This window comes from Paenibacillus sp. FSL R7-0048 (genome assembly GCF_038004505.1).
Taxonomy (GTDB): domain Bacteria; phylum Bacillota; class Bacilli; order Paenibacillales; family Paenibacillaceae; genus Paenibacillus_AQ; species Paenibacillus_AQ odorifer.
Window position 1 is genome coordinate 1,948,677 of the sequence record NZ_JBBORF010000001.1, and the last position, 19,653, is coordinate 1,968,329.

At 46.4% G+C, this 19,653-nt stretch carries 15 protein-coding genes and 1 other annotated feature; of the genes, 11 read left to right on the top strand and 4 right to left on the bottom strand.

Annotation, left to right across the window (positions count from 1 at the left end; translation table 11 throughout):
- Positions 1-8 precede the first annotated feature (8 nt).
- A complete protein-coding gene (locus NSQ91_RS08300; RefSeq protein WP_076303836.1) occupies positions 9-2,570 on the bottom strand; it encodes a hypothetical protein in 2,562 nt (853 codons plus the stop codon).
- A gap of 265 nt (positions 2,571-2,835) precedes the next feature.
- Positions 2,836-3,121, top strand: a binding site (T-box leader).
- Between the two features lie 60 nt (positions 3,122-3,181).
- On the opposite strand from NSQ91_RS08300, the gene pheS reads away from it, so the two are divergent.
- From pheS to NSQ91_RS08315, 3 genes are all read left to right on the top strand, one after another.
- Positions 3,182-4,216 carry a phenylalanine--tRNA ligase subunit alpha gene (gene pheS / locus NSQ91_RS08305; RefSeq protein WP_076126387.1) on the top strand — a complete coding sequence of 345 codons (1,035 nt, stop codon included), beginning with the start codon at positions 3,182-3,184 and terminating at the stop codon, positions 4,214-4,216.
- 118 nt (positions 4,217-4,334) lie between these two features.
- A complete protein-coding gene (pheT, locus tag NSQ91_RS08310; RefSeq protein WP_076126389.1) occupies positions 4,335-6,779 on the top strand; it encodes a phenylalanine--tRNA ligase subunit beta in 2,445 nt (814 codons plus the stop codon).
- 205 nt (positions 6,780-6,984) lie between these two features.
- Positions 6,985-9,102 (top strand): hypothetical protein, encoded by a 2,118-nt coding sequence (locus tag NSQ91_RS08315; RefSeq protein ID WP_405169585.1) that lies wholly within the window; start codon positions 6,985-6,987, stop codon positions 9,100-9,102.
- Between the two features lie 137 nt (positions 9,103-9,239).
- Here NSQ91_RS08315 and NSQ91_RS08320 read toward each other — a convergent pair whose 3' ends face one another.
- The gene (locus NSQ91_RS08320; RefSeq protein ID WP_339247440.1) at positions 9,240-9,668 is read right to left on the bottom strand and encodes a cupredoxin domain-containing protein; all 429 of its coding nucleotides are present in this window, start codon (positions 9,666-9,668) and stop codon (positions 9,240-9,242) included.
- A 240-nt stretch (positions 9,669-9,908) separates the two neighbouring features.
- On the opposite strand from NSQ91_RS08320, the gene NSQ91_RS08325 reads away from it, so the two are divergent.
- Positions 9,909-10,976, top strand: a complete 1,068-nt coding sequence (locus NSQ91_RS08325) for a GGDEF domain-containing protein (RefSeq protein ID WP_076126393.1) — start codon at positions 9,909-9,911, stop codon at positions 10,974-10,976.
- A 70-nt stretch (positions 10,977-11,046) separates the two neighbouring features.
- Here the strand turns inward: NSQ91_RS08325 and NSQ91_RS08330 are convergent, their stop codons facing one another.
- The gene (locus NSQ91_RS08330) at positions 11,047-11,394 is read right to left on the bottom strand and encodes a phage holin family protein (protein WP_076303838.1); all 348 of its coding nucleotides are present in this window, start codon (positions 11,392-11,394) and stop codon (positions 11,047-11,049) included.
- Positions 11,395-11,546: 152 nt separating this feature from the next.
- Here NSQ91_RS08330 and NSQ91_RS08335 point away from each other — a divergent pair, with 152 nt between their 5' ends.
- The 3 genes from NSQ91_RS08335 (at position 11,547) to NSQ91_RS08345 (ending at position 15,122) form a co-directional block, all read left to right on the top strand.
- Entirely contained in the window at positions 11,547-13,913 is a 2,367-nt protein-coding gene (locus tag NSQ91_RS08335) for an endonuclease MutS2 (protein WP_076303839.1), read from the top strand.
- Positions 13,914-13,944: 31 nt separating this feature from the next.
- Positions 13,945-14,364 carry a DUF350 domain-containing protein gene (locus tag NSQ91_RS08340; RefSeq protein ID WP_036683543.1) on the top strand — a complete coding sequence of 140 codons (420 nt, stop codon included), beginning with the start codon at positions 13,945-13,947 and terminating at the stop codon, positions 14,362-14,364.
- Positions 14,365-14,576: 212 nt separating this feature from the next.
- Entirely contained in the window at positions 14,577-15,122 is a 546-nt protein-coding gene (locus NSQ91_RS08345; RefSeq protein WP_051491295.1) for a hypothetical protein, read from the top strand.
- A 443-nt stretch (positions 15,123-15,565) separates the two neighbouring features.
- On the opposite strand, the gene NSQ91_RS08350 is transcribed toward NSQ91_RS08345, so the two are convergent.
- Entirely contained in the window at positions 15,566-16,816 is a 1,251-nt protein-coding gene (locus NSQ91_RS08350; RefSeq protein ID WP_076303840.1) for an NAD(P)/FAD-dependent oxidoreductase, read from the bottom strand.
- 176 nt (positions 16,817-16,992) lie between these two features.
- Between NSQ91_RS08350 and NSQ91_RS08355 the strand changes: the two genes are divergently transcribed.
- From NSQ91_RS08355 to NSQ91_RS08370, 4 genes are all read left to right on the top strand, one after another.
- Complete coding sequence (locus NSQ91_RS08355; RefSeq protein WP_036683535.1) at positions 16,993-17,226, top strand: spore coat protein; 234 nt, start codon at positions 16,993-16,995, stop codon at positions 17,224-17,226.
- Positions 17,227-17,256: 30 nt separating this feature from the next.
- Entirely contained in the window at positions 17,257-17,640 is a 384-nt protein-coding gene (locus NSQ91_RS08360) for a spore coat protein (protein ID WP_076126401.1), read from the top strand.
- 259 nt (positions 17,641-17,899) lie between these two features.
- A complete protein-coding gene (locus NSQ91_RS08365; RefSeq protein ID WP_036683529.1) occupies positions 17,900-18,400 on the top strand; it encodes an Lrp/AsnC family transcriptional regulator in 501 nt (166 codons plus the stop codon).
- 13 nt (positions 18,401-18,413) lie between these two features.
- A complete protein-coding gene (locus tag NSQ91_RS08370; protein WP_036683526.1) occupies positions 18,414-19,634 on the top strand; it encodes an aminotransferase class I/II-fold pyridoxal phosphate-dependent enzyme in 1,221 nt (406 codons plus the stop codon).
- Positions 19,635-19,653: the final 19 nt, after the last annotated feature.

The following is a 19,653-nucleotide window of genomic DNA, read 5'->3' on the forward strand; positions in this document are numbered from 1 at the left end:
TCATCATATTAATTGCCGGATGTATTGCTGGTGTCTGGATCTGTGCCAGAAGTAGAGTTGCTGTTCGAAGTCGTTGATGCCGCCTGATAAGTGACGACATAGGTTTGTGTTCCCAGCAGATTTCGATGGCCTTGGAATTCGTCGTATAGATTCAACCGGATTGCGCCGCCACCCAGTGTTTTGTACAGGCTGCTTGTGAAGGTTGTGGTGTACGACTTGAAGTTACCTAATTGTAGATCTGTGCCAAGTGTTAATGTTTTTTCCATGCTTTGTCCTAAGGGGTCAATCAGCTCCAACACCAGTTTGTGCTCGTAGGTGCCTGATTCATAAAGCGTGCTGGCTGACATGTTGTAGGTTAGTGCAGTGCTGAGCGTATCTTTACCAGCGGTGACGGTGGCGACTGCATTTGTAACGGATAGGGTATAAGGAAACATTTCCACGTTCAAAAGATTGCCTTTGGGCTCCACTCCCAGCTGGTTCAGTCCAAGTGATACCGTATTGATATAACCCGTCGATTGACCGCCAGGAGCGGTAAGCTTGCCTTCAGAAACACCCTCCCCGATGTATAGGACAAGGTTCGCTGGATCTATACCGAGAGGGAGCTTACTCCAGAGGGTGACCAGACTTTTTCCGTTAGGACTGGTGGAGGTTTTGGACTGGGTGACTTCGGCTTCATAATATTGATTGTCTTGTGTTTTGTAATAGGCTACGAGTTGAGCCTGTTCGGATTTACGCGATTCCTCACTGTTCATTTCTAGTTCTGTGTACAAGAGATTTGAATCTGTACCTGGGTACACGAGGGTCCGGCGTACAAGTAATTCCGCTTTTTTACCTTCAAGCTCAAGATGGAAAGAATTTTCAGCTGCAACACTCTGTACCCGGCTGTCCAGTTGGGTAGTACTTAGAGAAAGGAAGTTAAGCTTACTTTCACCTGAAGTTTCTTGCAGGGTGATTTTTAATTGATTGAAAGTATAGCTATAAGGAACATTGGCTACGACATACACAGCAGCCGATTCATTTGGACCGAGGATGGTTTGCGTACTTTCTGAGACAACCTGGGAAGTGCTGCTGATGTCACTTTCTCCAGCTTTGACGACACTTGTAAGCGCAGGAAGCTGAACAGAGGTTGATTTAGTGTTGCGGATGTTGATTTTAGCCACGATCTGGTCTTTGTCAGACCAAGGGAGTCTTTGAATGTTTGCAATTTTGACAACAAATGTACCGTGACTGTTCTCAATGGGGTATTCCGTGTCCTGCCAATTGTTAGTTTGCAGCGTGTAAGGGATCTGATAATAGGCGGTAGGAAAAATGATCTTGCCCTCAGCAGCCGGCTCAGTCATTTGCAGCTGCAATGTTCCTTGATTGAGTGTGAGTGGTACATCTGCGCTGAGTTCAATAATCTTTTCTTCAAGCGGTTTCAATGTTAGGCTGGCAAAATCCTTCGTATCTACCGGAAAGCTATACCCTTCAGCGGCTTTAATAGCAAGTTCATAGGCAGGCACATTCACTGCTTTGTTACCGCTATTTTTGATGCGGAACTGTAGTGTCCACTTTGCGTTGCCATTGTCAGCATAGACGTTAGCCGTTTTCAACTGTGTTTCGACTGTATTATTGCTGATTGTAAGCTTCTTCGTGACATTGCTGGCTACGACAAGATCCGGTGTTGTTGCAGCGGGGAGATCGTAGGCGACAACCGGCAACGCTATTTTTAATGAGGCATCTTCTCCGGCAAATTGCAGCGCCATGTTGTCTGTCTTCATATAAGAAGGGATTTCCGTCAAATAGTAGATCGTCTTCTTTTCCTGAGGCTGTACTTTATAGCTGGTGCTGGTGTCATCAATTGCGAGTTCAAATACAGATCCTCCAGCGGAAGCGAGGTATCCTTTAAGTCCAGTATCACTGAGTACCTTGGTTCCTTGATTAGTGAAGCTAACGCCAACCTTGGCATAGACCTTACCGTTATATTTATAAATTTGCAGGCTCTCTGCCTTGGTGGTTACAGGGAGATTGTTTAGGGTGATCTTTTTACTCTGCCCTCTGGCGACAGCTTGTGAATATCCTGTTGGTACGGTGAAGTTCCCTAGCTTTTTTTGATAATCGGTGGTGTTGAAGTCCCATCCGTACAATGAAATTTTGACCCCGTTTAAAGAGGTGGATTTGCCGATGTTTACATAGTAGGTGATAGATTGACTGCTTTTCGCGGCAATAGATTTGATGGTTGCACTGCTGGTAATAGGGCTTCCTTGAATAACTGTACCACCGCTAGTAGTTACTTTGGAGAAAAAGTCCACCAGATTGAGGCTAGCGTTGCTTCCATTAGAGTAGCTGAGTGTGTATGTAAGAATATTTCCGCCATCCTGAGTTAATAAGCTGACATCCGTCAGCTTTGCGCTGATGTTAGTCTTCAAGGCTATGGAGCCTAGTTTATCCAGAGCGGATACAGTAGCTGTTGTTGCTACTTTGGGGGATGTAGTCCCGGCCGAAGCGGCATGAGCTCCATACGCTGCAGATTGGCTAAGCACAGCTGTGCTTAGCAGCACCGCGGCTACTTTTATTCTCCGTACATGCATTTGATTTCCTCCCAATAGGATAGTTAATAGTCTGCGAAGGTGCACCTGAGTGGATAAGCAAGCCTTCCTAGTAATGGAAATTATCAAGCTCCGCTGAATGTTAGCTGAAAAAAAGTTCTGAAAATGGCTCTGAAGCTTAAAGCCAGCTTAAAAGAAGATAAAAATTAGCCTAATTTTGTCCAGCTTGTCAAAACGACAGATTTTGCATATAATAAAGAAACATATCTCTTGTAGTAAAGAGATACCTGACAATTAGCATGAATTGTGAAATGCAGTGATGGAGAAGAGTACACAGTGCCTGACTTACAGGGAGGAGACGCCGCGGATTGAGAGCGTTTCTAAGAAGCAGAGCTGTCGAAGTTCACTCCGGAGCAGTTCCCTGAATTCCTTAAGCTGTCTAATAGGGAAGGGTAGGGGATACCGGTCACAGACCGTTATTTCTGTATAAAGTGAGATAGGTATCTGTCCAGCCAAAAGAGGGAATGAAGCTCTTAAGGGGAACAGATCAGCTTGTCTAACAAGGGTGGTACCACGGTCTTTTCGTCCCTTACCGGGAGGAAAGGCCTTTTTTTGTTGAACTAGACAATGATTGAAGGGGGCTGTACACGGCCATGAAAGAGAAGTTGGAAGCATTGAAGGTTGAAGCGCTGGCTAAGCTGCAGGAGGTTATGGATCCGCAGGTACTAAATGATCTAAGAGTGAAGTATCTCGGTAAAAAAGGTGAGCTTACAGAGGTTCTGCGCGGTATGGGAGGACTTAGTGCTGAGGAACGTCCGGTAATCGGGCAAGTAGCGAATCAGGTTCGCAGTGCTATTGAGGAGATTATCGGCGCGAAGCAGGAGGCTTTTCAAGAGCAGGAAACCCAGCAACGTCTGCAGGCTGAAAAAGTAGACGTAACCTTACCGGGTCGCCGTATGCAGCAAGGGGGCATTCACCCGCTTAGCAGAGTCGTACAGGAGATTGAGGATATTTTTATCGGCATGGGCTACCGTGTAGCTGAAGGCCCGGAAGTAGAGACCGATTATTATAACTTTGAAGCTCTAAATCTGCCTAAGAATCACCCGGCACGTGATATGCAGGATTCTTTCTATTTAACGGATGACCTGTTAATGCGCACACAAACCTCGCCGGTACAGATTCGTACTATGCAGGCTATGAACGGTGAAGCTCCGGTAAAAATCATCTGCCCGGGTAAAGTATTCCGCCGTGATGATGATGATGCAACGCATTCCTTCCAGTTCCACCAAATCGAAGGTTTGGTCATTGGAAGTAACATTCGAATGAGTGATCTGAAGGGCACCCTGCAACAATTTGTGCAGGAGATGTTTGGACCGAATACAGGCATTCGTCTTCGTCCGAGCTTTTTCCCATTCACTGAGCCAAGTGTTGAAGTAGATGTAAGCTGCTTCAAATGTGGCGGCGATGGCTGCAGACTATGCAAGCAAAGCGGATGGTTAGAAATCCTTGGCGCAGGTATGGTGCATCCAAATGTACTGAAAATGGGTGGCTATGATCCTGCTGAGTACAGCGGCTTCGCTTTCGGAATGGGTGTAGAGCGGATTGCAATGCTTAAATACGGCATCGATGACATCCGACATTTCTATAGTAATGACATGAGTTTTGTGAAGCAATTCAAGGGCGTTTAGTTTTTGTGGGCGCGCTGGCTGATAGTGGCGGAGAATGGCTTTGGAGCGTTCTCCCACAGGAAGCAGCGCGAACGACAGTGAAATAAATACATCTGAAACATAAAGGAAGTGAGCGGATATGAAAGTATCAACCGGATGGTTGGCTGATTATACATCGATTGAAGGAGTAACCGCCGAACAGCTAGCGGAGAAGATTACCGCTGCCGGCATTGAGATTGACGGCGTAGAGCGCCGCAATAAAGGTATTTCCGGCATCGTAACCGGCTATGTGAAATCAAAGGAAAAACATCCTGATGCAGACAAGCTGAACGTATGTATCGTGGATGTGGGCCAAGATGAGGAGCTACAAATCGTTTGCGGCGCAAAAAATGTAGCTGCAGGTCAAACTGTACCTGTAGCAATGGTTGGCGCAAAGCTGCCAGGACTGGATATCAAAAAAGCCAAGCTGCGCGGTGTCCTGTCGCAAGGAATGATCTGTTCGGCCAAAGAATTGGGACTGAATGATAAATTGCTTCCAAAAGAGCAACAAGAAGGTATTCTTGTGCTGCCTGAAGGGACAGAGATTGGTCAGGATATTTCCAAGGTCCTCGGCTTAGATGACGAGATTCTGGAATTCGATCTGACTCCGAACCGTTCAGATTGCCTCAGCATGATTGGTGCTGCTTATGAAGTAAGTGCAATTCTTGGGCGTGAAGTTAAATTACCTGATCCAAAAAGCGAAATGATTGAGATCAGTGGTCCTGCTGCGGATTCCATTTCCGTCAAGATTGAAGATGAAGAATACTGCAGCCATTATGCAGTTCGTTATATTGCAGGTGTTAAACCTGCACCATCACCGCTGTGGATTCAGAATCGTCTGATGGCTGCTGGGGTTCGTCCAATTAATAATATTGTGGACATTACCAATTATGTGATGCTGGAATATGGACAGCCGCTGCATGCTTTTGATGCAGATAAAGTACAAGGTGGAGAACTCGGCGTTCGTCTTGCCCATGAAGGTGAAGTTTTGGTTACACTTGACGGTCAAGAGCGTAAGCTAGAGCCGCAAATGCTCGTTATCGCTGATGGAGTAAAAGCTGTAGGTCTGGCCGGAGTAATGGGTGGACGGGATACAGAGGTTACTGCTGAGACGGTAAACCTTGTTTTGGAATCTGCTAAGTTTGATGGAGGAACGATTCGTAAAACCTCGCGTCAATTGGGACTTCGCTCTGAAGCCTCCCTTCGTTTCGAGAAGGAAGTGGATCCAAGTGCAGTTATTCCTGCATTGAACCGTGCAGCCGTACTGATTGCACGTTATGCTGGCGGATCGGTCCATGAAGGCATCGTGCAAGCAGGAACTGACGCTGTTCAAGAGAAGGTTCTCACCTTGTCCTTAGAGAAACTGAATCGTTATCTGGGAACGGATTTGTCCTTGTTGGAAGTGAAGACATTGTTTGGCCGTCTACATTTCAAATGTGGAGATACCGCACAAGGGCTGATTGAAGTTCAAGTCCCAACCAGACGTGGCGATATCAGCTATGATGTTGATCTTATTGAAGAAATTGCCCGCCTGTACGGGTATGACAATATTCCAACGACTCTAATTGAAGGAATTACAACGCCAGGAGCACTAACTCACAAGCAAGCGCTCCGTCGTGAACTGCGTCGCCTATTGTCACATGGCGGTTACCAAGAGGTGATGGGTTACTCCTTCATCCAGCCGCAACAAAGCACAATGTTCCCTGAGTTATCAGAAGGAGCAGTAGCGGTGAAGCTGGCTATGCCGATGAGTGAAGAACGCAGCGTACTGCGTACCAGCCTTCTACCACAACTCTTGGATATTGCCAGCTACAATACCAATCGTCGTCAAAGCGACTTGGCATTGTTTGAAATCGGCAACGTCTTCTTCACGGATGAAGAACAGTTGACTCGTCAGCCACGCGAACTGCCGGTGCTGGGGCTGCTGCTTAGCGGAAGCTTAACAGTGAAGCAATGGAATGTTTCGGCACAGCCTGTGGACTTCTTTGATTTGAAGGGTGCGCTGGAAACGGTATTTGCTCATTTAGGGCTGACCGATAAAATCGTCTATGTAGGAGATAGTCCAGAAGGATATCATCCTGGGCGTTCCGCGTCGGTATATTTACTCGGAAACGAGGGTCGTGTGAAGATCGGAACGATGGGACAGATTCATCCGGATCTGCAAAGACAGCTGGATCTGGTGGATACTTATGCGGCAGAAATTTTATTGCAGCCGTTATATGAAAGTGCGCAAAGCCGTTTGCAATATAATGAGCTTCCGCGTTTCCCAGGAATGGAGCGGGATATTGCTGTGGTCGTGGATTCCGCTGTACCAGCGGGCGATCTGCTAGCTTCCATCCGCGATAACGGAGGTTCTTTGCTCCAGTCCGTACAGGTATTTGACGTTTATACTGGTGGTAAGCTGGAGAATGGAAAGAAGAGCATCGCGATCTCACTGCTGTATCGTCATAGTGAACATACACTGACTGATGAGGAAGTAGGAGAGGTGCATGAGAAGGTATTAGCATCTCTTCAACAAACTTTTGGTGCAGAATTAAGAAAGTAGCAGGAATTGTGTAAAGCCGCAGCGAATCCATTTAGAAACTGAGATTCGCTGCGGCTTTTTCTAGGTAGAGTGCAAAGCGGAGAATATCAGCCATAATCTATTGAATATTAGGGATTTTGCCAAATGCTTACCAAAAAAGCTACAATAGAAGAAGTGAAACTAGCTTAGAATCCGCACACATACAAAGGAGGGCACAACTGTGGCTATGGACCGGACACGTGTCGCCGTGGAGATATACGGAACTTCCTATAAACTCGTCGGAAGCAGTACTGAATATATGAAACAAGTGGCCCGTTATGTTGATGAACATATGCGCACGATTTCTAAATCTCACACCAGACTGGACACACCGCGTATAGCGGTGCTTGCAGCTGTACATATGGCGGAGCAGGCTATTCAGGTTCAGGACTTCAAAAATGAACTAAACATGATGACAGGTGAACGCAGTGAACTGCGATTGGAAGTATCTCGCCTGCTGGAGGTACAGCGGGAGCGGCAAGAAGAATTCGAGCGACTTGAAGCTGCGGCCAAAGAAGAGGCTGGGCGACTGATTGCTGCTGCGGAGGAAGAACGTAAGCGGCATTTGGAGATTCAGGAGAATGAACGCAAGGTACATGCGGAACAGCTTCAGGAGGCAGTGCAAGCTGTGGAAGCTGCACGCAAGAAGCTGGAAGAAGAATTGCTTGAGCGCGAGATAGAGCTGCAAGCACTGCGGACAAGCTACGAAGAAGAGCAGGCAGCTAGTCGTGAACACCAGCGGCAGGAACTGGCGAAGGCGGAAGCCATCCGTTTGCAGCAGCTGGAGGAGCAGAAGGCTGCTCATCTGCAAGAGCTGGAGAACATCCGGGAGACGCTGACCAAGGAGAAGACAGACACGCTGTCTGCTCTGCAGCTTGAGCTGACCGTGACCAAGTCAACACTGGAGGAAGAGCTTGAGGTTACCAAGTCTACATTAGGTAAAGAACTCGAAGATACCAGATTGACGCTGGGTAAGGAGCTTGAGGATACCAAGTTGACGTTAGGTAAGGAGCTTGAAGATACCAAGTTGACCTTAGGTAAAGAGCTTGAGAGTACCAAAGCGAAGTTAGGCAAAGAGCTGGCGGAAGAACGTGAAGCACTGCAGCGGGAACAAACCAAGAATAAGGAACTGCGGCAGTCACAAGGCACTCAAGAGCATAGACATAAGCAAAATATTCAAGAGCTGGAAAAACAGCTGGCTGAGCTTCGTGGTGGGACAGGGCAACTTCAGTCCAGATTACGTGCGGCTGAAGCCAGTCTTAAGAGTGAACGAGATGCAAGACAGACGCTTCTTGGACAATATGAAGCGATTGTTAAACGTGAAGAACAGCTCAGTGAAGAGCTGCGCACGGCTACTGAGCTGGGCACACTGTTGAATGAGGAGCTGGAAGAGTTACGCCAGCGTTATCAACAGTCACAGAATGAAGCTACAGAGCTAAGAGCGTCACTACAGGAGACGAGTGAAAATCTGCACCGTGTTCAGGAAGAGCTTGCGGGATCAGCAGCAGAGGCGGCTAACTGGCAGGAGCTTTCGGATAAACGCATGGAAGATATTGGTGAACTGGAAATGAATCTGCTGGAGTCTGAGGAGAAATCCGTGTTGCTCCAGAAAGAGATCGACACGCTACGTGGGCAAGCCGATGGATTAGTACAGCAGCTGGATCAGGAGGTTCAGCTTCGTACAGATGCAGAACGCGAAACAGCGGTACTTCGGGAGCAAGGTGTGCAGGCTCAGAAGGAATTGTCTGCGCTTCGTGTTCGTTATGAGGAATTGATTGCTCAATACGACGATGTACTGCAAGAAGGAGAACGCCTGCAGGAAAGATATCAACTTTTGCAGGAAGAAGGCGAAGAGGCAACACGACGCTTAGAAGAGTTATCTGAAGCTAGTCGTGAAGCTGCTGCTACTGTTGCTGAGCAACAGGAAGTGCTGAAGGAAGCAGAGGCGTATGGAGCTTCCTGGAAGCATAAGTACGAGGAACTATCCGATCAGCAGCTGCAGTGGACGGATCTCGAAGCGAAGCTGCGTGAGGAGATCGACATTTGGCAGCAGGAAGCCGGTGAGGCTGAAATGAAGCAGGAAGCTATTGATCGTGAACGTAGCGAAGTGCTTCAGCAGCTAGGTGAAGTTGGTGAAAGCTATGAAATGGTTCAAGGACAGCTTCGTTTATTGCAGCTCCAGTTTGAAATGCGTCAGGAAGAGCTTGACAAGCTGACAGATGAGCATCGTAACCTTAAAGAGGAATATGCCAAGCTACAAAATGAATATAATGAATGGATTCAACTGATCGAGCAAGACAGTTGAGTGCCGGATGCAAGTAAAAGAGCTGACCTGATGAGTAGAGAGATCTATTTCGGGTCAGCTCTCTTTATTAATGAGCTCAAATTAAAAAAACAGCCGATCTCAGGGGAATCCCTAATAATCGGCTGTTTATGTGTAATCTATTCCACGATGATTGTAGCTCTCATTCCGCTATGTCCGGAGCCACACATAATGGAGCAGGTCATTTCGAAAGTTCCAGCTTCCTCGGGTACGATCACCTTTGAGGATTTTTTTTCATTAAGCTGCAGCTCGAACTCTGGAATAAGGATACCGTGATTGCCGTCATCATTTTTAAAAATGATTTTGACGGGAACACCCTTTTTTAGATGATATTCTTCCTTATCAAAGCTGTAATTTGTAGCTGTAATTATGAGTTCTGTTTCTGCCTCGATTTCCGGCTCCGCTGTGTTAGCATTGCCAGCAGCACTATCATTGTTGTTCCCACAGGCTGTAAGTGCTATAACGAACACCATTGAAAGTAGAATTGCAAATTTTTTAATAATCTTAATCCCCTCCAAAGAAGTCCAAGCATAGTGAAAATGTGACAATTATGTAGACATCATAACTTAAAATTTAAGTAAGCGCTTTGATGAAATGTGAAAAATATGTGAACAGGCAGACTGTTCAAACTTTGTCGTAAATTGCAAAAAAATGATGAAAATATAACTAAAATTTATTATAATGAAAGCTATTACATTAACGTATAAAAGTAGGGGATACATATTACAAGTATTAATGATGCGCTAAGTACGGAGGTTTGGCACCGTAGAATCTTACAAGGCTATTGGATGGTAGTCATTCTTTTATTAATCTCACAGTTGCTGTTTTTGTCGAATATTGACCGACTCCAAATAAAAACAACCATGGATACGAATCTATGGCATTTATTTATAGCCTGTAATTTACTAATTGTGTTTCTTATGATTACTGCGGAGCTGTGGCTGCGTTATAGTAAACAGTCCCCTAAATATGGGGTGGTTAGCTGCGGGTTTTTAGTGTCCTACCTTATGTATTTTGTATTAGAGCCTTTTGTTGACGGTGCTCAGATGACACTTATGATGCCGATTATGGTTGCTCTTATTTATTTTGATCGTAAGCTCCTGTACATAATGGGGTTATTTAGTATTGTGTTTTATGCCGGGGTATATTTTGGGTTGGAACGGCCATTCCTACATAAACCGCTGCTTGAATTCTTGATGGTAGAGTGTGTATTTTTGGTATTTGTGCTGATGGCTATTGCAGTAATTATTCGTGCTCGTGAAGCGCGTATTAATTTAGAAAGATTAACCAAGGCGGGCCAAGATCTAATGGTGGAGAGGGCTATTTCGGATAAGCTGCTGAAGATAGACGCACTCACTGGACTCTATAATCATAAAACCTTTCATGAATATTTGGATTCATTATTGGAGCAATGTGAAAGCAACAACCTTCAGTTACAGCTGGCTCTTTTCGATATTGATAACTTCAAGCAAGTGAATGATACCTACGGACACAGGGTTGGAGACCTTGTACTTAAGGTGATAGCGGACAAGGTAGGCGGCATGATTGAATTAAATGATTTTGCGGCTAGGTATGGTGGGGAAGAGTTCGCTGTGATTTTTACAGATAAAAGTTTCTCGGAGTCCTATGAAGCAGTAGAGAAATTACGGAAAAATATTGCTCAAATTGAACATTTGCAGGCTGGTAACAAGCCGATCACCGTGAGCATTGGAATTTGTGATTATCAGCTTGGGGATGGGAAAGAGCTTCTCTTTCGTAAAACAGACAAAGCGCTCTATACCGCTAAAAAGCAAGGCAAGAACAGAGTGGTCAACTGTGCGGAGAGTCATAAAGAGGAGATTGTGTCTTTTGCATAAAAACAACACAGAACCCCTTATTGCCGGAGAAGAACCGGAATAGGGGGTTCTGTGTTGTGAAGAGCTTTTGTTACTTAGCGGCCTCAAATGGAGTGGATACCGGCAGAAACAGGTCGATAATCCCAATGACAAGAGCTGCTAAGATGGCACCCAGAATGGATACGCTGACTCCGCTGACTACGAATTGAGCGACCCAGATTACTACCGCACTGACAATAAAGCCGACGATACCACGACCGAAAGGCGTTGCTTTTTTGCCGAAGATTCCTTCGACTGCCCAGCCGAGTAGCGCAATCACCAGTGCAAGGATTAGAGCGCTCCAGAACCCACCAACCGTGAACTGTGGAACAATCCAGCCCACAACCATCAGAACAAGCGCTGCGACCACAAAACGACCAACATGACTTAAGAAATTCACTGTACTAACCTCCTTTGGCCCATGCTAAGGATATGTGCAGTTCTTATTGTGACCTTATTACGTGATTCTATGCTTGAAAATAAGACCCAAATAGCGAAATTGACCTGAATTCTGTATAATGGAAACATCTATGAAGGGAGCTGTGACTGTAATTGGACGACAAAATTTTGCATACGCTTGAATATCGCAAGATTTTAAATAAATTAATGCAATATACGCAAACCCCCATGGGAAGATTGGCTGCGGAGCAGCTAAGGCCCTCCGGCGATTTCGAAGGTGTGAAGAAGCTGCTTCAAGCCACGGATGAAGCGGCTAATGTGGATCGCCTGAAGGGCATTCCTTCGTTCGGCGGGGTAAGCGATATTCGAGCTGCACTCAAACGTGCGTCTATAGGCGGAATGCTGGGAACAACTGAGCTGCTGGCCGTTGGAAATACCATTGGCGGCGCACGCAGAGTCAAACGTTTCCTGGCAGCTATGCATGAGGAAGAAAAGATTGAGCTCCTGTTCTCACTGAGCGACGTTTTATCGGAGCAAAAACATGTGGAAGATGCCATCCGTTTATGTATAGACGAGAATGCTGATGTACTTGATACAGCTAGTTCTGAGCTGGCTAACATTCGCCGTGAATTGCGCGGAGGAGAGACCAGAATTCGTGAGAAGCTGGATTCGATGATTCGTTCGTCTTCTGTAGCGAAAATGCTGCAGGATCAGCTGGTAACCATTCGTGGTGATCGGTTTGTTATTCCTGTAAAAGCGGAGTACCGTGCCCATTTCGGTGGTATCGTACATGATCAGTCTGGATCAGGAGCGACTTTATTTATCGAGCCAGAGTCTATTGTGGCGATGAATAATAAACTTCGTGAAACACGGCTGCGTGAGGAACGGGAAATCGAGATCATTTTACACAGGCTGACGGCACTTGTAGCCGACATTGCGGAAGAAATGACCTACGATATTGATATTCTGGGAGAACTGGACTTCATCTTCTCCAAAGCGCGTCTTGCTCGTGATATGAAGGCTACTCAGCCGCGTATGAATGACCGCGGTTATCTTAAGCTGCGCAAAGGGCGGCATCCGCTTATTCCAGCGGAGCATGTGGTTCCTTTGGACGTGGAGCTGGGCAATCAATACAGCTCAATTATCGTAACCGGACCGAATACCGGTGGTAAGACCGTTACCCTCAAAACCATCGGCTTGTTAAGCTTAATGTCGATGTCCGGCTTGTTTATTCCAGCAGAGGAAGGCAGCCAGATGTGTGTGTTTGATGCCATTTATGCTGATATTGGCGATGAACAGAGCATCGAGCAAAGTCTGAGTACCTTCTCTAGTCATATGACTAATATTATCTCCATTCTGAGTAGAATGACTCCTAAGAGCCTTATTCTGCTTGATGAGGTGGGTGCTGGAACCGACCCGGCAGAAGGCTCTGCGCTGGCAATTGCCATTCTGGAGCATATTCACCGGATCGAATGCCGGATGGTCGCAACAACACATTATAGCGAACTAAAAGCATACGCTTATGAGCGTAAGGGAGTCATCAATGCCAGTATGGAATTTGATGTCCAGACCCTTAGCCCAACCTATCGCTTGTTGATCGGCGTACCCGGACGAAGCAACGCCTTTGCGATTGCCGAGCGTCTAGGCCTGCCTCATGCGATTCTGGAGCATGCCCGCGGTGAAGTGAAGGAAGAAGATCTGCGCGTAGAGCATATGATTGCTTCTCTCGAAGAGAATCGGCTGGGAGCGGAACAGGAGCATGAACGTGCAGAGGGCATCCGCCGCGAAGTGGAGGAGCTGCGCAGCAGACAACAGCAAGAGCTTGAGAAGCTGGAAAGCCAGCGTGAGAAACGCCTCGAGAAGGCTGAGAAGGATGCCAGCGCGATCCTGGACAAAGCGCGTAAGGAAGCTGAAGAAATTATCAGTGATTTGCGCCGCTTGGCTATGGAAGAAGGAGCTTCAGTTAAAGAGCATAAGCTGATTGAAGCGCGGCGACGTCTGGATGAAGCTGAGCCATCACCGCGCAAGAAGGCTGTTACCCGCAAGACTACCAAGGCCCCACGGACAATTGGTCCTGGAGATGAAGTGAAAGTCGACAGCTTGAACCAAAAGGGCTTTGTGGTGGAGCTAAGCGGTACTAAAGAGGCGCTGGTGCAGTTTGGCATTATGAAGATGAAGGTAAGGCTGGATGATTTGGAATTGCTCTCCTCGAAAGCAACAGCTGCGCCAACGGCCCTTCGCCATGCGACAACCGTCAAACGTTCCCGTGATGAGAACATTCGCAGTGAACTGGATTTGCGCGGGACTAACCTGGAGGAAGCTATCATGGAGACAGATCGGTTTATCGATGAAGCCTTTTTAGGTAATCTGGGCCAAATCGCCATCATTCACGGTAAAGGAACGGGTGTGCTGCGCACAGGAATTCAGGAATATTTGCGTAAGCACAAGCATGTGAAGAGTTATCGGCTCGGGAATTATAACGAAGGCGGCGCGGGCGTAACTGTGGCTGAGCTGCAATAGCGGGATTTCCCGGCAGAAAGAAGGGGAAAGCGTGCAAGAAGATATTGATCTTTTGCTGGGTCATCCGCTAGGTGCCTTGCTTGGCTACTTTGCAGTGGCGATTCTTGGGCTGGTTGTATTTCTGTCTTTTTTTGAAATGGTAACGAAATATAATTGCTGGGAAGAAATACGTAAGGGAAACCTGGCAGTGGCAATGGCGACAGGCGGCAAAATCTTCGGAATTTGCAACGTACTGCGTTTCAGTATTGAAGCAGGTGTTTCAATTTACGAGACAATGAAGTGGTCCGTCGTCGGTTTTTTGCTGCTGCTGCTTGCCTATTTTTTATTTGAATTTCTGACCCCTGTATTCTCTATTGACGAGGAGATCGCTGCGGATAACCGTGCTGTTGGACTTATTGCCATGCTGATCTCGGTATCGTTGTCTTATGTAATAGGTGCGGCTATTTTTTAAATCCGTCCTTATAAGGACACCCTGCAAAGGATTATGGATCTGGACAAGCTTTGAATTGAGCAGTCCCACTCTTTGTGGGGTATCTTAGGAGGAAATCATGAAGATTCTCACCCAAGTTCTGTTTCTGTCAGCGATTGCTTTTATAGCAGCCGGTATTATTTATTTAATGATGAATTAAATTTAAAAGTGAAAGTATGAAGGAGATTATAAAGATGGAAACAACTGTATGCCCTTGGTGTCATACTGAAATTGTATGGGACGAGGAATTTGGACCTGAGGAGAATTGTCCTCACTGTAACAATGAGCTTAGCGGATACCGTACGGTCACTGTTGGAATTGACGGCATCGAAGAAGAAGAAGTAGAGGAAGTCGTAGAGGAACCCAAACAAGAGGTTGTTAATGACGATGATCTTTGGGGAGAGCCTGATAAAGACAGCGTAGTTCCAATCTATAATACGCTTAATCAATTCGGCGATGATTATGACTTGAACAAGTACGAAGAGAGTGTCTCAGCTATTCTGGCCATTCAGGAGGAAGCTCCGGAATGTACTCAATGCCATGAGCTCACTATCCTTGCGGGTAAGCAGCCTGTGAGCAGCTTTGAGCCGTCTGCTCCAGCTACACTAGGTAAGTCGGTATTAACCGCTCCATTCTCACTCAATGTTTACGTATGTCCTTCCTGCTTCCATGTTCAGCACAGTCTGGCACAGGAAGATCGGATTCAGCTCGTACGCAATTTGAGCAACGCTCAGGCGTAAGAATAAGTATATAAAAAAAGGGGCGGTCCCATAAGCTAATAGCTGCTGGGGCGTGCCCCTTCTTTTTTTGGACCTTACTTGACCGTTGACCGTTGTCGAAAGCGTGTGTATATGAAATCACTGTCGGATGCTCTTATTAACCCGCTAACGGACACAACCGACCTTAATCGCACCATTATCCGATATTTGGAATGCTATCGGACTCCAGTGCAGCTATTGGCTTGAAAAACGCCTATATATGGGCCTCTTTCCAAGGATAGCATCACTGGAGTCCGAAACCTTGCTTTAAAGGCTAAAAACATGTAAATAACGTCAACTGTGTCCGTAAGCTCCATGGGATGATGGATTTACGATTGTAGCAGGCAATTTAATAAAAAGCAGGGCTGTCCCAAAAGCAGTGAAGCAGCTGCGAGGGCCAGCCCCGTTTTTATTTTCTACAAATATCAGTTCTGTTTCATCACGTCCAAACTCTTAGAAGGAGAGGGTTTGGCTGACCGGGTGAGTGAGAATAAATCTAACTCAGGCCGATGTTTGCCGGCAATCGTATCCGTTAACAACTCCGCAGCGATCATACTGTACACCGTCCCATTGCCTCCGTAGCCCTCGATGAAGTAACAGTGAGGGAACTTTGGATGTGGGCCGATATATGGAAGCCCATCACGAGTAGAACCGAACACAGCACCCCAGGAGTACTCCAGCTCAATGCCTTTAATTTCTGGAAATAAGGCTTCAAGCTCTTCGAGCAATTTTTGACCCTGAGAAATCACTCGGACCTCACGACGTTCGGGGTCTGTCAACTGCTCATCCTTACCTCCCGCAATAATCCTGCCTTCAGGGGTTGTCCGAAAATATAAATAAGGGCGGGCTGTCTCCCACAGCAGGCTACGCTCATGCCACTTTGGAAAATCCTTTAGAGGTTTGGTCATCACTGCATACGTGTTGATCAGCTCAGCGCCCCGGTCTTTTTTGAATTCCTGTGTTTCATAACCCATTGCAAAAATAACATCCTTGGCAATAATCCGGCCATTTTCTGTGTGGCAAATCACGCCATCCTCAGTAAACTCATAATGTTTCGCTTCGCTCTGTTCAAAGACGCGGACGCCATTCGACGCTGCCTTGGCGATTAGGCTGTGTACCGTTCGATAAGGATTCGCTTCGGCATCCCCGCGTGAATAAAGTCCTGCTGGTTTTGAAAAAGAGTACAGAGCTGCAATCTTATCCTCTTCCCAAAATTCAGAATCGAAGCCATTAGCCACGAGATTCTCATATTCTTCCCGCAATGCAGGTACATCCGCAGGAGTGCTGGCATACAAAAGACTGCTGCGAGGAATGATCTGCGGATCGATATCGAGCTTGTCCGGCAGGTCCAGAATGTTCCTTACCCCAGCCTGGCATAACTGATAAAAGAGCAAACCGTTCTTTTGCCCAAAGGTGTTCATACATGAGGTTAATGATTTATCGTTGGAAATCTGCAGGAGTCCAGTGTTAGCATGCGAGCTGCCGCTGCCGACCCGTCTTTTTTCGATCAGAACAGCATCCGCTCCACTTAAGGACAAGCGATAGGCGGCCATTGCCCCACCCATTCCGGCGCCTACAACCAGGCAATCACAATGAATAGTACCTTCTAGAGAGGGGTAAGTTGGAGGGTTCTGTAAAGTGCTTGACCAAGGTGTATTTCCACTATTTAAATTCATGAATTGTTCGCTCCTTCATTCGTGCCGTGATTTAGTATTGGCGGCATTTTATCGTCTCATTCGCGGTATGTTCTTATTTCTGTCATAACTCTCTAGTGCCTTTCGGCAAATAAATCGCGGGCATAGGCGGCATACTAAAGCCTGTATGAATCAACTACAAGGAGGGACTACAACAAATGCAATCAACGCAAATGCAAGCGCTAAGTGGTAAGGAATTGGAATATATCGCTGACTCCATCTCTAATGAGGACTTGCTTCTCAAGCAATGTGCAGCAACGGCTGCGACAACACAGAATCAACAAGTTCGCCAAATTTGTATGCAGCATATGCAAAATCACACCAAACACATGACTGAGCTCACTCAGTTAATCCAACAACATCAACAATACGCGCCAACAAGCCCACAATAATTGCAATATTAATTCTAAGGAGGTTATTTAATGAACGCGCAAAATACTGGGGCATTTATGCCGGATGAGGATTTACTAAACACCATTTTGTGTGATTTGAAGCGGACCGTACGCGAATATGCTACAGCTGCTACAGAATCAGCATGTCCAGCCGTTCGTAGGGTTTTTAACACTATGACCATGGACACTTTGCAACTCCAAGGTGATTTATACACGCATATGTCTCAACTGAATATGTATCCTGCACCTGCAAAAGCATTGCGCCAAGATGTGGACAAGCAGCTTCAAACCGCACAGCAAATGCAACAGCAAACCGGGCAATTTGTTCAACAAAAAACCGGGCAATTTGGCGCATACGCTCAGAATGCTCATATCCCGGCTAACGGACAACATCAGCCTTCTCATTTAATGTAACCATGATGGTTGGCGAATGAAGCAAATCGCTTCATGAGTGTGGAGATAACGCCCGTTTTTACTGGTTAAATCCGGTAGAACGGGCGTTTTTTCTATTTTTTTATGTATGTGCTATGTAAACTCTGCCTTTCATGGAAGCTCCTATGGGGTTATTTTGTTTGCAGAGATGCACATTTCATGTCATATTAGTATTAAACTCTTTTCGCGGGGCGACGCATTAATAGCGTACCGTCATTGGCGAACTATCCGGAGGGAAGGCATGAAGGAAATGAACGAGCTTAAGAGGAAAGTGCTGGAACTGCTTAAGGAAGACGCGAGAAGATCTACTGCACTCTTAGCAACGCTGCTTGGCGCGGAAGAAGAAGATGTGAAGACTGCGATTGAGCAGTTGGAGAAAGATCATGTCATTGTAAAATATGCCGCCGTTGTAAACTGGGATAAAGTGGACGATGAGAAGGTAACCGCACTGATTGAGGTGCAGATTACGCCTGAACGAGGGCGTGGTTTTGAAGGGATTGCCGAGCGAATCTACCTGTATCCACAGGTCAAATCAGTTTATCTGATGTCTGGTGCTTATGATCTTCTGGTGGAAGTGGAAGGCCGGAATTTACGTGAAGTGGCCAATTTTGTATCTGAGAAGCTGTCTCCAATTGATTCAGTACTTTCAACCAAAACGAATTTTACCCTTAAAAAATACAAACAGGACGGGATCATCTTCGAAGAGCATGAGGAAGACAACCGTCTGATGATCTCTCCATAAAGGAAGTAATCATATGATCACGAATAAATCGCAGCTAACTGGAGAAGACAGCAAATCAATGGATTCTTATTTGGCCCCGTTGGTACAGCAAATTCAACCTTCGGGTATCCGCAAGTTTTTTGATCTGGCTGCAGGCAGTAAGGATATCATCTCTTTGGGAGTTGGAGAGCCTGACTTCAAGACCCCCTGGCATGTCAGAGAGGCTTGTGTCTATTCGCTGGAAAGAGGATTTACAGGGTATACATCCAATGCAGGGATGCCTGAACTGCGGGAAGGGATCGCGAATTACTTGCACAGCCGTTTTGCTGTGGAATATGATCCTGCCAATCAAATTATAGCAACCGTTGGCGGAAGCGAGGCCATCGATTTGGCATTACGTGCGCTGATTTCACCGGGGGATGAAATTCTGATTCCTGAGCCTTGTTATATCTCTTATTCGCCGATCACCGCGATTGGTGGAGGAATACCTGTAGGTATTGAAACGGTTGGTGAGAATAACTTTAAACTTACTGCGGAAAGCTTGGAAGCCAAAATCACTCCGCGCTCCAAGGTTCTGATTTTGTGTTACCCTAGTAACCCTACGGGAAGTGTAATGACCCGAGAAGATTGGGAGCCGATTGCTAAGGTAGTAGAGAAACATGATCTTATAGTGATTTCAGATGAGATTTATGCAGAATTGTCTTATGGCATTAATCACGTCAGCTTTGCCTCTTTACCAGGCATGATAGACCGTACGATTCTGGTTAGCGGCTTCTCCAAAGCTTTTGCAATGACCGGATGGCGGATGGGGTATGCTTGTGGTCACCCGGATCTTATCGCTGCAATGCTTAAGATTCATCAGTATACTGTGATGTGTGCTCCTTCTATGGGACAGGTGGCTGCACTTGAAGCGCTGACCAATGGGATGGAAGAGAAGGACCGGATGGTGGATTCCTATAACCAACGGCGGAGGTTGATCGTCAAGGGCCTACGCGATGCAGGGCTGGAGTGCCATGAGCCGCAGGGCGCCTTCTACGCTTTTCCAAGCGTGCGCAAGACAGGGCTGACTTCTGATCAATTTGCTCAGCGGCTTTTGCTTGAATACAAGGTTGCAGCTGTGCCTGGAAGTGTCTTTGGATTAGGTGGAGAAGGTTACTTACGCTGTTCTTACGCCACATCAGTATCCCAACTGAACGAAGCAGTAGAACGCATTGGTGCTTTTGTCACAAAGCTTACACGTGAGAGAACGGATTAGTGAAAATTGAACTATAGCC

What these genes read in the sequence shown, in the direction of transcription:
- NSQ91_RS08360 (WP_076126401.1), top strand. Translation starts at nt 17,257, where the DNA reads ATGAACGCGCAAAATACTGGGGCATTTATGCCGGATGAGGATTTACTA.
- NSQ91_RS08370 (WP_036683526.1), top strand. Translation starts at nt 18,414, where the DNA reads ATGATCACGAATAAATCGCAGCTAACTGGAGAAGACAGCAAATCAATG.
- NSQ91_RS08315 (WP_405169585.1), top strand. Translation starts at nt 6,985, where the DNA reads ATGGACCGGACACGTGTCGCCGTGGAGATATACGGAACTTCCTATAAA.
- pheT (WP_076126389.1), top strand. Translation starts at nt 4,335, where the DNA reads ATGAAAGTATCAACCGGATGGTTGGCTGATTATACATCGATTGAAGGA.
- NSQ91_RS08325 (WP_076126393.1), top strand. Translation starts at nt 9,909, where the DNA reads ATGGTAGTCATTCTTTTATTAATCTCACAGTTGCTGTTTTTGTCGAAT.
- NSQ91_RS08345 (WP_051491295.1), top strand. Translation starts at nt 14,577, where the DNA reads ATGGAAACAACTGTATGCCCTTGGTGTCATACTGAAATTGTATGGGAC.
- NSQ91_RS08355 (WP_036683535.1), top strand. Translation starts at nt 16,993, where the DNA reads ATGCAATCAACGCAAATGCAAGCGCTAAGTGGTAAGGAATTGGAATAT.
- pheS (WP_076126387.1), top strand. Translation starts at nt 3,182, where the DNA reads ATGAAAGAGAAGTTGGAAGCATTGAAGGTTGAAGCGCTGGCTAAGCTG.
- NSQ91_RS08350 (WP_076303840.1), bottom strand. Translation starts at nt 16,816, where the DNA reads ATGAATTTAAATAGTGGAAATACACCTTGGTCAAGCACTTTACAGAAC.
- NSQ91_RS08365 (WP_036683529.1), top strand. Translation starts at nt 17,900, where the DNA reads ATGAAGGAAATGAACGAGCTTAAGAGGAAAGTGCTGGAACTGCTTAAG.
- NSQ91_RS08300 (WP_076303836.1), bottom strand. Translation starts at nt 2,570, where the DNA reads ATGCATGTACGGAGAATAAAAGTAGCCGCGGTGCTGCTAAGCACAGCT.